This is a genomic window from Corynebacterium sp. KPL3927 (assembly GCF_040225835.1).
Taxonomy (GTDB): domain Bacteria; phylum Actinomycetota; class Actinomycetes; order Mycobacteriales; family Mycobacteriaceae; genus Corynebacterium.
On record NZ_JBEHGD010000005.1, the window covers coordinates 105835 to 119932 of the forward strand.

Annotated in this window: 13 protein-coding genes; 8 read left to right on the plus strand and 5 right to left on the minus strand. The window is 61.6% G+C overall.

The window, feature by feature from the left end:
- Nucleotide 1: 1 nt before the first annotated feature.
- Nucleotides 2-388 carry a (deoxy)nucleoside triphosphate pyrophosphohydrolase gene (locus ABRP86_RS04320; RefSeq protein ID WP_349862645.1) on the minus strand — a complete coding sequence of 129 codons (387 nt, stop codon included), beginning with the start codon at nt 386-388 and terminating at the stop codon, nt 2-4.
- A 127-nt stretch (nt 389-515) separates the two neighbouring features.
- On the opposite strand from ABRP86_RS04320, the gene ABRP86_RS04325 reads away from it, so the two are divergent.
- Nucleotides 516-1862 (plus strand): YjiH family protein, encoded by a 1347-nt coding sequence (locus ABRP86_RS04325; RefSeq protein ID WP_349837806.1) that lies wholly within the window; start codon nt 516-518, stop codon nt 1860-1862.
- A gap of 3 nt (nt 1863-1865) precedes the next feature.
- Here ABRP86_RS04325 and hutG read toward each other — a convergent pair whose 3' ends face one another.
- Complete coding sequence (gene hutG, locus ABRP86_RS04330; protein ID WP_349837805.1) at nt 1866-2804, minus strand: formimidoylglutamase; 939 nt, start codon at nt 2802-2804, stop codon at nt 1866-1868.
- Between the two features lie 62 nt (nt 2805-2866).
- Between hutG and ABRP86_RS04335 the strand changes: the two genes are divergently transcribed.
- The 3 genes from ABRP86_RS04335 (at nt 2867) to ABRP86_RS04345 (ending at nt 5902) form a co-directional block, all read left to right on the plus strand.
- Nucleotides 2867-3610, plus strand: coding sequence for an IclR family transcriptional regulator (locus ABRP86_RS04335; protein ID WP_298695436.1), 744 nt, complete (start codon nt 2867-2869; stop codon nt 3608-3610).
- 74 nt (nt 3611-3684) lie between these two features.
- Nucleotides 3685-5238 (plus strand): histidine ammonia-lyase, encoded by a 1554-nt coding sequence (hutH, locus tag ABRP86_RS04340; protein WP_349862648.1) that lies wholly within the window; start codon nt 3685-3687, stop codon nt 5236-5238.
- Nucleotide 5239: 1 nt separating this feature from the next.
- Nucleotides 5240-5902, plus strand: a complete 663-nt coding sequence (locus ABRP86_RS04345) for a flavin reductase family protein (protein WP_349837804.1) — start codon at nt 5240-5242, stop codon at nt 5900-5902.
- Here ABRP86_RS04345 and ABRP86_RS04350 read toward each other — a convergent pair.
- Nucleotides 5885-6682: an SGNH/GDSL hydrolase family protein gene (locus ABRP86_RS04350; RefSeq protein WP_349862650.1), complete on the minus strand. Its 798-nt coding sequence runs from the start codon at nt 6680-6682 to the stop codon at nt 5885-5887. The genes ABRP86_RS04345 and ABRP86_RS04350 overlap by 18 nt on opposite strands.
- A gap of 181 nt (nt 6683-6863) precedes the next feature.
- Between ABRP86_RS04350 and hutU the strand changes: the two genes are divergently transcribed.
- From hutU to ABRP86_RS04370, 4 genes are all read left to right on the plus strand, one after another.
- Complete coding sequence (gene hutU / locus ABRP86_RS04355) at nt 6864-8540, plus strand: urocanate hydratase (RefSeq protein ID WP_298695442.1); 1677 nt, start codon at nt 6864-6866, stop codon at nt 8538-8540.
- Nucleotides 8541-9710, plus strand: coding sequence for an imidazolonepropionase (gene hutI, locus ABRP86_RS04360; protein WP_298695443.1), 1170 nt, complete (start codon nt 8541-8543; stop codon nt 9708-9710).
- 46 nt (nt 9711-9756) lie between these two features.
- Nucleotides 9757-11628: a DEAD/DEAH box helicase gene (locus ABRP86_RS04365; protein ID WP_023017755.1), complete on the plus strand. Its 1872-nt coding sequence runs from the start codon at nt 9757-9759 to the stop codon at nt 11626-11628.
- A 146-nt stretch (nt 11629-11774) separates the two neighbouring features.
- The gene (locus ABRP86_RS04370; protein ID WP_349862652.1) at nt 11775-13013 is read left to right on the plus strand and encodes an HNH endonuclease signature motif containing protein; all 1239 of its coding nucleotides are present in this window, start codon (nt 11775-11777) and stop codon (nt 13011-13013) included.
- An 8-nt stretch (nt 13014-13021) separates the two neighbouring features.
- Here ABRP86_RS04370 and ABRP86_RS04375 read toward each other — a convergent pair whose 3' ends face one another.
- Together ABRP86_RS04375 and ABRP86_RS04380 are read right to left on the minus strand one after the other, a co-directional pair.
- Entirely contained in the window at nt 13022-13465 is a 444-nt protein-coding gene (locus ABRP86_RS04375) for a DUF2269 domain-containing protein (protein WP_298695447.1), read from the minus strand.
- A gap of 56 nt (nt 13466-13521) precedes the next feature.
- Complete coding sequence (locus ABRP86_RS04380; RefSeq protein ID WP_502880302.1) at nt 13522-14088, minus strand: HNH endonuclease family protein; 567 nt, start codon at nt 14086-14088, stop codon at nt 13522-13524.
- Between the last annotated feature and the right edge of the window lie 10 nt (nt 14089-14098).

Genomic DNA, 14098 nt, shown 5'->3' on the forward strand with positions numbered 1-14098 from the left:
TCTAAGGGCAAAGTTTTTCCACGGCTGGAATATCCGCTGGCGCCCAGGTCAGCTCCATTGCTTCTGCGGGGGTAACCCACCTGGTTGCGTCATGATCGCTCAGGCGAAGCTCGCCGCTGGTGAGCGTGCAATAAAAGGTGGTTAGTTCGATGGTGGCAAAGTCGTACTCGTAGATGGTCGTCGTGAGTTTGCTGCCTACGCGGGCAGTAAGGTTGAGTTCCTCGCGAATTTCGCGGGCTAAAGCCTGTTCGGGTGATTCTCCCGGTTCGATTTTTCCGCCCGGAAATTCCCAATGTCCTTCTAGGGGTTTTCCGGGTTTCTTGCGGCAGGCGAGGAAGCGATCGCCATGGTGAAAGACGGCGCCGACGACGCGGATGGGGTTAGACATAGTCCCATTGTGCCTTGAGCTAAAAAACGCTAGACAACAACATGTTATTTAGATAACATAATCGCAATGTTCGCGTCAGGCTGTCGCGCGGGCTTGATCATCATGCAAGCTTGAGGGGCGGTCTATCATGACTTCTACTGATTCAGTTAATTCCTCCATCCAGAGCCATGACGGGGAAGTCCCGCGGCCTGGGGGACGGTGGAGACTCTTTGTTTATAGCGCCATTGGCGCGTTCGTGTTCTTCTTTCCTGTGACGTATAAGGAAAAGAACTCCATTCCTTTGGACCACATGGTCACCATCGTGCGCGATAGCATTCCGGCGGTGGTGCCGTGGCTTATTTTTGCGCTCGCCGTGTATGGAACGGTGCGCAGCTTTAGCACTGGGGCGTTTAAGCAAAGTGCGCTGCAGGCGGTCTTTGCGGTCCTCAATATCGCAGGCGCGGTCATTTCCTTCCTCATGGTCATTGACGCGCTGCCGTGGGTATTGGGCGATGAGGACTTGGTTCCCTTCTTGTGGAACTCCATTGCTACGCCGGTGGGGCTTATCGTGCCCATCGGCGGTACCTTCCTGGCATTTCTTATTGGGTTTGGTCTCTTGGAATTTGTTGGGGTGCTGATGCAGCCCATCATGCGCCCGCTGTGGAAGACGCCGGGGCGCTCCGCTATCGATGCGGTGGCATCCTTCGTGGGGTCGTATTCGCTGGGCATCTTGGTCACGGACCGCGTCTATCAAAAGGGCGGTTATACCGGTAGGGAGGCTGCCGTTATTGCCACGGGGTTTTCCACGGTATCGGCGGCGTTTATGGTCATCGTGGCCAAGCAGCTGGATTTGATGAATATCTGGGGCACCTACTTTGCCGTCACGCTGCTGGTGACGTTCCTGGTTACGGCCATTACCGTGCGCATCCCGCCGCTGCGGACGATCCCGGATGAATACTGCGCGGGTGTAGAGCCAGACCCAGAAAAGCCGGTGGAGGGATCGCGCTTTAAGAATGCGTGGCGCGAGGCGATGCTGGCTTTGCAGCGCGCGCCGTCGCTGCCACAAGCCATTTGGGATAACCTGCGCGATGGCGTGCGGATGGCCGCGGCCATCGTGCCGTCCATTATGTCGGTGGGCCTTATTGGCTTGCTGCTTGCGCGGTTTACCCCGATCTTTGAATGGATCGGGTACCTGTTTTATCCCTTTGCCTGGATAGTGCAGCTGCCGGAGCCGGCACTCGGCGGCAAGGCCGCGGCGATGGGCATTGCGGAGATGTTCCTGCCTGCCACCGCGGTGGCAGGCAGTGACTCCATGGTGCTGAAATTCGTCATCGGGGTCGTGGCGGTCTCTGCCATTATCTTCTTCTCCGCTTTGGTGCCGTGCATTTTGGCCACCAAGATTCCGGTGAAGCTATCCCACCTGGTCATCATCTGGTTTGAGCGCGTAGCCCTCACCATCGTGATTGCAACCCCGATTGCGCACCTTCTGTTTTGATGTTTATTGCCCGCTTACCGCAGTGAGGTGGGCATTAACGATGTCATCGATAAGCCGCGCCGCTGCCTTGGCGGTGCGGTTGTCTATGTCAAAGGTGGGGTTGAGCTCGACGACATCGACAAGCGCGAGCTTGCCCGTCGCGGCGATGGCGACCGCCAAGGCGCGGATGCGCTCGTAGGCAACGCCGAGGCTGGCCGGGGCGGATACACCCGGCGCGGTGGAGGCGGGAAGCACGTCCAAGTCGATGGAGAGGTGCACCTTGTCCGCGGCGGCGGTGGCCTGGGTGGCGAGCGCGCCGCATTCGGCCGGGGTGAGGTTCACCAGCTCCTCATCCAAGGTGTAGTTAACGCCGAGCTTATCGGCATCGTTGAAGAGCACCGCGGTGTTATTGGGGCGGGAAATACCGAAGACGGTGTAGTCAAAGTCATCGGTGAGCTGGGAAATCTGGGTAAAGGGCGTGCCGGAGGTGGCGTGGTCCGCGTGGCGGAGATCGAAGTGGGCATCCAGGTTGATGATGGGGGTGGCACCGCGCGCGCGGAATAGGCCGCGGTGGGAGCCGAAGGCGGTTTCGTGCCCGCCGCCCAAGATGATCGGCAGGGTAGCGCTGCGGACGAGTTCTTCGACCTTGTCAGATAGCGCCTCGTGTGCGCCGTCGAGATCGTCGCCTTGGGTGGTGATGGTTCCGGCATCGGCAAGCGCATGGCCGTGGTGGACCGCGAGGGAGCCAAGGGCTGTGCGCAGGGCGGCGGGGCCGGCGGCGGCACCTTGGCGGCCGCCGTTGCGTAGCACGCCCTCATCGGAGGCAAAGCCCAACAGGGTTACGGGCGCGGATTCGGCTTGGTTGATAACACTATGCCAGCGCGCGTGCTCGGGGCCGGGGCCATCGGAGCGGCCGGACCACTTGGGGGCGGGAGTAAAAAGTGGGGCTGATTCGGTATTCATAGTGCCGATGGTAGAAGCGTGCGGTGAATTTGTCTGGCAGTAGCGGAATATAATTGGGCGCTGTGAGTGCTAACCGAGTCCCCGCCGCGCGCCATGCCCTGGACATCCTCAAGCTGCTATCGACTATCGATGTCCCGATTTCCGCCGCCCGCATCCAAGGCGAGCTCGGCCTGCCGCGCTCGACCACGTACCACCTGCTCGCGGAGATGGTCGATGCCGGCTTCGTTGCCCACCTGCCCGAGCACAAGACCTACGGCTTGGGCCTGGCCGCGTATTCGATGGCCTCTGCCTATGTAACCCAGCAGCCGCTGGTGCGCATGGCCACGCGTGATCTGGAGGAATGCGCGCGGTTGGTAGGTGGATCTGGGCACCTTTCGCGCATGGCAGGCTCGGAGATTTTATACCTGCAGGAGGTCCGCGCGCCGGGTGCGACCTCCTTGGTCACGGAGGTGGGGGTGCGCCTGCAGGCGCATAAGACTGCCTCGGGCAGGGTGATGCTGGCGCACCTGCCGGAATGGGAGGTCAAGGCCGCCTTCGATACTGCGGGCGGGGAAAATTTTGGTTTCCTTAAAAAGCAGCTGGACCGGGCCCTTGCGCGCGGATGGGACCAAGAGGTGGAAGAAATCTCGCGGGGGCAGGCCTCGGTGGCAGTGCCCATCCTGGACCACCTGGAGCGGCCTGCTGCGGCCATTGCGGTGACCTATCCCGTGTCCACGCCGGCAGATAGGGTAGAGGCGCTCATTGCGGCGCTGCGCCAGGGCGCGGAGAAAGTTGCGGGGAAAATGTATCGCCAGCGTGAAAAGTGAGGTACCATGCGGGCTAGCGCGTTAGGCTGTGACGTGAGCTATATTTTGCTGCCCTAAAGACACTAGGAGTCATCATGCCTAATGCATACCCATCCACCGTTACCGTCGGCGTCGGAGCGCTGACCATTGAGGAAGTCGTGGCGGTTGCCCGCTACGGCGCCACGGTAGAAATCTCCGCCGAGGCCCTGGACGAGGTTGCCTCCACGCGCGACCGGGTCGAAGAACTGGCCCAGGACCCCACGCCGGTCTATGGCATTTCCACCGGCTTTGGCGCGCTTGCCCGCCGCCACATTCCAGAAGAGATGCGTGCGCAGCTGCAGCTATCCCTGGTGCGCTCCCACGCGGCCGGCACCGGCCCTGAGGTGGAAGAAGAAGTCATCCGCGCGCTCATGCTGCTGCGCCTATCCACCTTGTGCACCGGCCGTACCGGCGTGCGCCCCGTGGTGGTAGAAACCTACGCCAAGGCGCTCAATGCTGGCATTGTGCCGGTGGTGCGCGAATACGGTTCGCTGGGTTGCTCCGGCGACCTGGCCCCGCTGGCCCACTGCGCCCTGGCGCTCTTGGGCGAGGGCGAGGTCCGCGTGGGTGGCGAGCTCAAGGACGCCGGCGAGGCCCTTGCCGCCGCCGGCATCGAGCCGCTGGAGCTGCGCGAGAAGGAGGGTCTTGCCCTTATCAACGGCACCGATGGCATGCTGGGCCAGCTCTGCCTGGCCATTACTGACCTGCGCGCGGCCGCCAAGACCGCCGATATCGCCACCGCGATGACGGTAGAAGGCCTGCTGGGCACCCTCGTTGTCTTCGCCGATGACCTCCAGCAGCTGCGCCCGCACCCGGGCCAGGCCGATTCTGCTGCCAATATCCGCCAGGTCGCCGACGGCTCCGAGATCCTCGCCGCAGCGCTGGAGGAGTTCAAGAAGAACCAGGTCCAGGACGCCTACTCCGTGCGCTGCGCGCCGCAGGTAGCCGGCGGTTTCCGCGATACCTTGGCGCATACCGCGCAGGTGGCAGAGCGCGAGCTCGCCGCCGCCGTGGATAACCCAGTGGTGGCCAAGGACGGCCGCGTGGTCTCTAACGGCAACTTCCACGGCGCCCCGGTGGCCTATGCGCTCGACTTCCTCTCCATCGTCACCGCGGACCTGGCGTCCATTTCTGAGCGCCGCACCGACCGCTTCCTGGATCCGGCCCGCAACCGCGGCTTGAACGCCTTTCTTGCCGATGACCCCGGTGTCGACTCCGGCCACATGATTGCCCAATACGCCCAGGCTGGCATCGTCAGCGAATTAAAGCGCCTGGCCACCCCGGCCTCGGCCGATTCCATTCCTTCCTCTGCCATGCAGGAAGACCACGTATCCATGGGGTGGTCCGCCGCCCGCAAGCTGCGCAAGGCAGTCGATGGCCTCCAGCGCGTGCTTGCCGTGGAGATCCTCACCGCGGCGCGCGCCATCGACATGCGCGAGGGAACGCCCGCTGGCGGCACCGGCGCGGTCATTGCCGCCCTGCACGAGACCGTTCCTGGTCCCGGCACCGACCGCTACCTATCGCCGGAAATCGAGGAGACCGTGCGCCTGGTCAAGTCTGGCGCGCTGATCGATGCCGTCGAGGCTGCCACCGGAAAGCTGCGTGGTTAATATGGCTTCCTTAAAGTGGAACCCGCAGTCCGAGCCGAACCCGTTGCCGTATTCGCCGTTTAAGTCCAGCACGGTGCCGCGCCCCATTGGGTGGTTGTCCAGTGTTGATAGCGAGGGTCGAGAAAATATCGCCCCGTATAGCCAGTGGCAAAACCTCACTTTTGACCCACCCATGGTGATGTTTTCTGCCAACCAATACCCGGATGGTCGGCGCAAGGACACTGTGCTCAATGCGGAAGAAACCGGCTGGTTTGTGTGGAATATGGCAACCTATGACCTGCGTGAAGAGGTTAATAAGTCCGCGCAGGTGCTCGAGCACGGCGATAGCGAATGGGAGCGCTTGAATGTCACCAAGGAATACGCGGAGAACTACCGCATACCCATGGTGAAAGAATCCCCAGTGAAGTTTGAGTGCGAATATAAGACCACGCTGCGCCTGCCGGGAAATTCCAAGGTCGGCACAATAGACCTCGTGGTTGCGGATGTTAAGACCATCCACATCGATGAATCCGTTGTTGATGAGGATGGCAAGCTCGATATCGTCCGGATTAAACCCATTGCACGCATGGGCTATTTCGACTACACGGTGGTTACCGAAAAGTTTGAGATGCGCGTTCCCGGATCGGACGACGCCGCCCGCGCCGGGCTAGAGGGCTCTGCCTAACGCCTCGGCCATTGTCACCTGGCCCGCGTGGGTGGGGTGCATGGGGAAGGAATCGGTATCCTGCCCTGTAAAGTCCACCCACGGTTCATCCGAGCAGGCGGAGTGCTGCGAGGCATCGTCAGGCAGCACGTAGGTGGCGCCGTTGCGCTCGGCGGCCTCGCGCACCGTTTGGTTGATGCGCTGGATGGTATCTGCCAACCACTCCCGGTCTGTGGCCGGGATTTTTTCTATGAAGGGGCAGGTCTCGCCGGGGTTGATGAGGGGGATATAGCCGGTGGCAATGACCTTTGCCTCGGGCGAGCGGTGGGCGATTTCCCCGTAGACCTTGTCCAGGCGTTGGGGCAGATCGTGTAGCTCCAGTTCTATCTGCGGGCCCGATTCGTCTTGGCATATATCGTCCGTTGCGCATTGGGTCAGGCGCACAAAGCTGGCATCGTTGCCGCCGATGCTCAAGGAGACAAGGGACGTATCCGGGGCAAGCGCGTCCACCTGGGCGGGGTGCTCGCCCGCGGAGGATAAAACATCCAGCGTGCTCGCGCCCTGGCAGGCGACGTTGCGGAAAGAGCTCGTGGTGATCTCTTGCGCGGCGAGTTCTGGATAGGAATCTTGTGCGCGTGCGCAGGAATCGGGCGGATCGAGCGGGAGCGTCGTCGAGCCCATCGCCGCATAGGAATCCCCGAGGGCCACATAGTTTTCTGTGTCTTCAGGGGCTTCTTCCGGCTGCGAGGAGCACCCTGCCAGCAGGCAGGCGGCGGCGAGGGCGGGCAATACGTGGCGCATGACTGCCATCGTAGCCGTTGAGTCTGAAATGCCAGACAGTTGGTGACTGTGCAAGCTCTAAATACGTTGTGCATCACACTAAATTGATATCTGTGACGCTCGCCAAGCCCCCGGGAGACAGCCCCGGGAAACCGGCCTTGGGGTAGGGCACGGCGTCGATAAGCACGAGCGAAAGGAAGCCATGTCTGAACCACGCGAAGTCCGCGCACCCCGCGGCACCGAACTCAACGCAAAATCCTGGCAAACCGAAGCGCCACTGCGCATGCTGATGAATAACCTAGATCCAGAGGTGGCAGAGCGCCCCGAGGACCTCGTGGTCTACGGCGGCACCGGCCGCGCAGCCCGCAGCTGGGAGGCCTTCGATGCCATTGTGGAATCGCTGAAGGACCTAGAAAGCGATGAAACCCTCCTCGTCCAATCCGGCAAGCCGGTGGGCATCTGGAAGACCAATGAATGGGCACCGCGCGTGCTCATCGCCAATTCCAACCTGGTGGGCGACTGGGCCAACTGGGAGCACTTCCGCAAGCTTGAGGACGAGGGTCTGATGATGTACGGCCAGATGACGGCCGGCTCTTGGATCTACATCGCCACCCAGGGCATCCTGCAGGGCACCTACGAGACCTTCGCGGCCGTGGCCAAGAAGCGCTTCGAGGGCAGCCTGGCCGGAACCCTGACCCTGACAGGTGGGTGCGGCGGCATGGGCGGTGCCCAACCGCTCGCCGTGACGCTGAACGGCGGAGCAGTGCTCATCGTGGACGTGGACGAGCACCGCCTGCGCCGCCGCCAGCACAAGCGCTACCTCGATGAAGTGGTCACCGACCTGGATGAGGCCCTGCGCCTGGTCCTCGACGCCAAGGAAAACAAGAAGGCCCTCTCCGTGGGCTTGGTGGGCAATGCCGCCGAGGCATTCCCAGAGGTGCTGCGCCGCCAGCGCGCCGGGGAATTCAAGGTAGACATCGTCACCGACCAGACCTCCGCGCACGACCCACTGTCCTACCTGCCCACCGAAATCACCGTGGATGACTGGCAGTCCGAGGCCAAGGCCGATCCCACGACCTTTACCAAAAAGGCCCGCGAATCCATGGCCGCACAGGTCCAGGCGATGGTGGAATTCCAGGACGAGGGCGCCGAGGTCTTTGACTACGGCAACTCCATCCGCGATGAGGCCCGCCACGCCGGCTACCAGCGCGCATTCGAGTTCCCCGGCTTCGTTCCCGCCTATATCCGCCCGCTCTTCTGCGAGGGAATGGGCCCATTCCGCTGGGCAGCGCTGTCCGGCGACCCAGAGGACATCAAGGTCACTGACCAAGCCCTGAAGGAACTATTCCCGGAGAACGAGCACCTGCACAACTGGCTGGACGCCGCTGAGGAATACGTCGAGTTCGAGGGCCTGCCTGCCCGCATCTGCTGGCTCGGCTACAACGAGCGCCACAAGGCCGGCCTGCTCTTCAATGACTTAGTGCGCGAGGGCAAGATCAAGGCCCCCATCGTCATCGGCCGCGACCACCTCGATTCCGGCTCGGTTGCCTCCCCGTACCGCGAGACCGAAGCCATGCTCGATGGCACCGACGCCGTCGCTGACTGGCCGCTGCTTAACGCCATGACCGCCGTATCCTCCGGCGCCACCTGGGTCTCCCTCCACCACGGCGGCGGAGTGGGCATGGGCCGCTCCATCCACGCCGGCCAGGTCACGGTTGCCGATGGCACCGATCTCGCCGCCGCCAAGCTGCGCGCCGTGCTGACCAATGACCCAGGCATGGGCGTTATCCGCCACGTCGATGCCGGGTACTCTCGCGCAGAGGAAGTAGCCAAAGAACGCGGCGTTCGCGTTCCCATGGAATTTAAGGCAAGGGATTAAATGAGCACACTTTTTACCGGAATTTCAGAACTCCGCACGGTCAGCGAGCACGGCACGCTTAACGATGCCGCCCTCATCGCCGACCACGGCACCATCGCCTGGATTGGCCCCGCCTCCCAGGCGCCCGCCGCTGATGACCAGGTGGACCTAGGCGGGCGCGCCGTCCTGCCGGGTTGGGTGGATTCGCACACCCACATGGTCTTCGACGGTGACCGCTCCGCTGAGTTTGAGGCCCGCATGTCCGGCGGTTCCTATGAGGCCGGCGGCATCGCGGTGACCATGGACGCTACCCGGGAGGCGGGGGCAGACCGCTTGGATAAGCTCGTCGCCGAGCGCGTGGCCGCTGGCCGCCGCGGTGGCACCACCACCTTCGAGACCAAGACCGGCTACGGCCTCAACACGGAATCTGAAGTGGAAGCCGCGCGCGTGGCATCCCAGCACGTCGATGACGTCACGTTCTTGGGTGCCCACCTCGTGCCGCCGGGAGCGGATGCGGAAGACTACCTCGATGAGGTCGTCGGCCCGATGCTGGACGGCGTTGCCGAATACGTCCAGTGGATCGACGTCTTCTGCGAGCGCGGCGCGTTCAATGAAGAGCAGTCGCGCCGCGTTCTCGAAGCCGGTAAAAAGTTGGGCCTTGGCCTGCGCGTGCACGGCAACCAGCTTGGCGAGGGCCCGGGGGTTAGCCTCGCAGTCGATCTTGGCGCCGCCTCGGTGGACCACGTGAACTACCTGAGCGATGGTGACATCGAAAAGCTCGCCGCATCCGAGACCGTGGCCACCATGCTCCCGGCTTGCGATCTTTCCACGCGCGAGCCCTTAGCGCCTGGCCGTGCGCTTCTCGATGCCGGCGCCACCCTCGCCATTGCCTCCAACCTCAACCCAGGTACCTCCTATACATCGTCGATGAACTACTGCGTGACCACGGCCGTCCTGCAGCAGCACCTATCCGTCGACGAGGCCATCCACGCCGCCACCACCGGCGGTGCCACGGCGTTGCGCCGCCATAATGTGGGCAACGGACTCGACCCGCAGGGCCGCCCCGCGAAGGGCACCCTGGTGGAGGGGGCTGCCGCTGACCTGCACGTGCTCGATGCTCCCAGCGCGGTGCACTTGGCCTACCGGCCGGGCATGCCGCTGAGCTACCGCACGTTCGTGGCGGGGGTATAGCGAGGAATGGAGTTTGCCGCCGGTATCGCGTAGGGTTGGACGAGCAATGAGCATTACCGATAACGCCACCGGCGGCGTAAACGAGCCGGAAGATTTTAATAAGTCGGAATCTCAGGACAACTCGCAAGGTGTCAACCAGGACACCAGGGCTGCGAATACTTCTGAGGGCACCGGCGCTGAGTCCAAGGACTCGGCCAACGACAACTCCCAGGGGTTCGAGCACCTCGGCCTGCCAGATAAAATTCTGCAAGCTGTTGCGAAAGTAGGCTTCACCACGCCGTCCCCCATCCAAGCAGAAACCATCCCGATCCTGATGGAAGGCCGCGACGTCGTGGGCCTTGCACAGACCGGTACCGGCAAGACCGCAGCCTTCGCGCTGCCGGTCTTGTCCCAGCTTGACCCGCAAGCGCGCCACCCGCAGGCACTCGTCCTTGCGCCTACCCGCGAGCTCGCCCTGCAGGTTGCAGACGCCTTCCAATCCTTCGCGGAAACCCTCAAGGGCATCGAGGTTCTTCCCATCTACGGTGGCCAGGCCTACGGCATCCAGCTGTCTGGTCTGCGTCGCGGCGCCCAGGTCATCGTGGGTACCCCGGGTCGCGTCATCGACCACCTGGAAAAGGGCTCGCTCGACCTGTCCCAGCTGCAGTTCCTCGTCCTCGATGAGGCCGATGAGATGCTGAACATGGGCTTCCAGGAAGACGTCGAGCGCATCCTGGAAAGCACGCCGGACCGCAAGCAGGTGGCGCTTTTCTCCGCCACCATGCCTAATGCCATCCGCCGCCTGTCCAAGCAGTACCTGCACAACCCGGCGGAAGTAACCGTTAAGTCCGAGCGCCGTACCAACGACAACATTAAGCAGCGCTTCCTGCTGATTCCGCACCGCGCAAAGATGGATGCCTTCACCCGCATCCTCGAGGTCATTACCTATGACGCCATCATCGTCTTCTGCCGCACCAAGCACGAGACCGAAGAGGTGGCCGAGGCCTTGCGCGATCGCGGCTACAGCGCCGCTGCCATTAACGGCGACATCGCCCAGGCGCAGCGCGAGCGCACCGTCGACCAGCTCAAGGATGGCCGCCTAGACATCCTCGTCGCTACCGACGTCGCCGCGCGTGGCCTCGACGTGGAGCGCATCACCCACGTGGTGAACTTCGATATCCCGAACGACACCGAGTCTTACGTGCACCGCATTGGCCGCACCGGCCGTGCCGGTCGCTCCGGTGAGGCAATCCTGTTCGTCACCCCGCGCGAGCGCCGTATGCTGCGTTCCATCGAGCGCGTGACCAACGCCCGCCTCGAAGAGATGGACCTGCCTTCCGTCGATGAGGTTAATGAGAAGCGCAAGGAAAAGTTTGCGCAGGCCATTACCCAGTCCATGGACAACAAGCAGGCCGATTTCTTCCGTAACTTGGTACGCAAGTACTCGGAAGACAACGATGTTGCCATGGATGACATCGCTGCTGCGTTGGCCGTCATGCACCAGGGTGGCAAGAACTTCCTCTTGGAAGACAAGCCTTTGCCCAAGCCAAAGAAGGACCGCCGCGATCGCGATGACCGCAAGCGCGACCGCGACTTCAAGGGCGGCGGCAAGAACCGCGGTGGCTCCAAGCGGCCAGATGGTGACTTTGAGACGTACCGGTTGGACGTCGGCAAGCGCCAGAATGTCCGCCCAGGTGCCATCGTCGGCGCAATCGCCAACGAAGGTGGCCTGTCCGCCAAGGACTTTGGCCGCATCACCATTGCGGTGGGGCACACCCTCGTGGACCTGCCGAAGAACATGGACCCAGCTGTGCTGGACCGTCTGAAGGATACCCGGATTTCTGGGCAGCTCATCAAGATTCAGAAGGATACTGGTCGCCCGCCTCGCCGTGATGGCGGCGGCGGTGGACGCAAACATGGTGGTCGCTTCCGCGACTAATTAAACCTCCAAAGGGCCTCTTTTAGAGGCCCTTTTTTCATGCCCTGTGACCTGCGCTTTTACTATAAATGGGGGTAGTGTGTCAAGGCGGTTTTGTATGGTGTATGGCGAAAGCATGTGCTAGTAAATCTCTCGAAAGAAAGTCCATGAATGCGCCATATTATGCCAATACCAATCCGGAAAATTCTACCTCCCGTGCAGCTACAGAGATTAGGAAAGCGGAATACCAGTTCTGGGAGAGGCTTCACCCTGACCCGGATGATGATATCGAAATTATTAGCCAATCCCTTTCTGACTTAACTGGGGCGCGTCAGTCCCGAATTAGAAATATTATCTTCGCCTTCGAGCGATTACAGGAGCTGCCGCGGCTGCGCGCCCGGCAAGAACAGCATTTCCATTTAGATTTAGACCGCCTGATAACGATTGATCAAACCCTAGCCAAGCTCGGCGCCATTGATGCGGAGAAGAAGTTCACTATCGATGACGCCCTGACCAACTACTTGACCCCAACCCGCCCCAATCAAAAGCTGCCCTCGCACCGCAATCTCCGCCGCAAGTTACGCGAGCTCATTGTGCGCCTCGATCCCTCTATTGCCACGCGGGATCCGCGCCGCAAGCAAGCCTATAGCGTTGAACCTACAGGCGGGGAGTGGGCCGCGGTCTGTCTGGACGTCGGGTTAGAGACCGCGGAGATCATCGACCGCAATATTCGGGATATAGCTACGGACAAGGACTTCACGATGGCTGAGGCCGCAGTGGAGTTGCTGACCGGAAAGGCGCAGGCAAAGGCCAAGGTCGTGTTGAATATGTATCGCTGCGACCTGCCGGATGCGCCCGCGTTTGTACAGAACTTGGGCTGGGTATCCCCGGAGACCGCGGATGACCTACAGGCTCGGGCGACTACGACAAGGGATATGGAGAAGGCCGGTCAGGCGGAGAGCCCTAACTATGTGACGCCGCCAGATATCCGGGCGTTTGTAGAGGGGTTGGATGGCACGTGCCGGTGGCCAGGCTGCACGCGGCCGGCGGTGGCTTCTCAGATGGACCATCGGCACGACTTTGCAGATGGTGGGCCGACCTCGGCGGCAAACCTCACTTGCCTGTGCCAGCACCATCACAACATAAAGACCGATGGGAGGGCCTTTTATATCAAGGACCCGATAAGTGGGGACATCATCTGGCTTTTCGATGACTCTACGTGGGTCTACGACTCCGCGAGCGGACCGCTGGCACCGAAGAACCGCAGGTGGGCGCAGACGGTGGCGCAGGCCACGCAGAAGCGGCGGGAGAATGCGCATGCAGATGCGCAACAGTTAAAAGAAGAACTTCGGGAGGAGTCCACGCATGAAAAAGGGGACAGCGATGACACTGTCCCCGATAAGTAATTGGCTTCCTAGAGGTACATCAAGATAAGGCAGATGATCCACAGGAGGTTGAAGACGCCGCCGAAAGCGGACAGCGACTTCTTAATGGAGCCCAGATTGGCGGTATCGCCGGACTCTAGGGCTGCCTGCGCCGTACGCTGCTTAGGAAGGATGAGGAAGAAGAGCAGGCACCACGCGATGATGGCCACAAGGATGGCGATGTGGAAGTTGACCTGGCTCTTGAAGGTTTCGATATCAGACAGGAACACAGCAAGACCAAGGACCGGCACGAGGGCGGAAATATAGCCGTAAGTGTTGGTGATGTTGTGCAAGTTGCGGGCGGCTCCGAGGGCCGTCTTATCGCCCTGCGCTGCGCCCCGCAGCTGGGTCTGGTAAATGGAGGTGGAAATGCACACGGGGCCAAGCAGGACGATGGCCGCTGCCACGTGCAGGAAAATGAAAAAAGTAGTCATGGAGGATGCCCTTCAGTTAAGAAAAGTTGCCTTGTTCACCCTAATCAATTTCCCTGCTAGAAATCGAACCGACATTGCCTTCTCATCGCACGGACGTCCGCGCGGGGCAAGGGCAGCTCGTACTTCCGCGCGATTTCTGCGAGGCGCCGCGAGTAATCGCAGCGGTTGGCAGGCGGCAACCACTCGGAAGGGAGGGAATCGGACTTTTCTTGATTGAGCTTCCGGCTGGTCGCCACCAGATTGAGGGGATCGTTGGCGAAGCGGATCTTGGTGTCTTGGTCCCATTCTGCAGCACCCATGTCATATGCGGCGGAAAGAGGGAAGATGTGGTCGACCTCGATGGGGGAGGTGGCTGAAATCATCTCACCCGCGTAGGGGTCATAGATCGTGCCGGATTGCGGCCGACAGTTTGCGAAGGCGTCGCTGGCTTGGTTCTCCATGATGGCCTCGCGCGTGGTGCATGCGCCGTTGGGCTGCCAGCCGCCGAACTCGTCGCGGTCGTAGCCTGGCAATTCCGCGCGATCCGGCACTGTGGAGACATCAAAACGCGGAAAAGGCCACGCATACCATGCGATAACGAGAGCGGTTATGCATGATAGCGCGGCCAAATAATAGGACTTCATGTCCTATTGG

What these genes read in the sequence shown, in the direction of transcription:
- ABRP86_RS04380 (WP_502880302.1), bottom strand. Translation starts at nt 14,088, where the DNA reads ATGAAGTCCTATTATTTGGCCGCGCTATCATGCATAACCGCTCTCGTT.
- hutI (WP_298695443.1), top strand. Translation starts at nt 8,541, where the DNA reads ATGAGCACACTTTTTACCGGAATTTCAGAACTCCGCACGGTCAGCGAG.
- ABRP86_RS04320 (WP_349862645.1), bottom strand. Translation starts at nt 388, where the DNA reads ATGTCTAACCCCATCCGCGTCGTCGGCGCCGTCTTTCACCATGGCGAT.
- ABRP86_RS04370 (WP_349862652.1), top strand. Translation starts at nt 11,775, where the DNA reads ATGAATGCGCCATATTATGCCAATACCAATCCGGAAAATTCTACCTCC.
- ABRP86_RS04350 (WP_349862650.1), bottom strand. Translation starts at nt 6,682, where the DNA reads ATGCGCCACGTATTGCCCGCCCTCGCCGCCGCCTGCCTGCTGGCAGGG.
- hutH (WP_349862648.1), top strand. Translation starts at nt 3,685, where the DNA reads ATGCCTAATGCATACCCATCCACCGTTACCGTCGGCGTCGGAGCGCTG.
- ABRP86_RS04375 (WP_298695447.1), bottom strand. Translation starts at nt 13,465, where the DNA reads ATGACTACTTTTTTCATTTTCCTGCACGTGGCAGCGGCCATCGTCCTG.
- hutG (WP_349837805.1), bottom strand. Translation starts at nt 2,804, where the DNA reads ATGAATACCGAATCAGCCCCACTTTTTACTCCCGCCCCCAAGTGGTCC.
- ABRP86_RS04365 (WP_023017755.1), top strand. Translation starts at nt 9,757, where the DNA reads ATGAGCATTACCGATAACGCCACCGGCGGCGTAAACGAGCCGGAAGAT.
- hutU (WP_298695442.1), top strand. Translation starts at nt 6,864, where the DNA reads ATGTCTGAACCACGCGAAGTCCGCGCACCCCGCGGCACCGAACTCAAC.
- ABRP86_RS04345 (WP_349837804.1), top strand. Translation starts at nt 5,240, where the DNA reads ATGGCTTCCTTAAAGTGGAACCCGCAGTCCGAGCCGAACCCGTTGCCG.
- ABRP86_RS04325 (WP_349837806.1), top strand. Translation starts at nt 516, where the DNA reads ATGACTTCTACTGATTCAGTTAATTCCTCCATCCAGAGCCATGACGGG.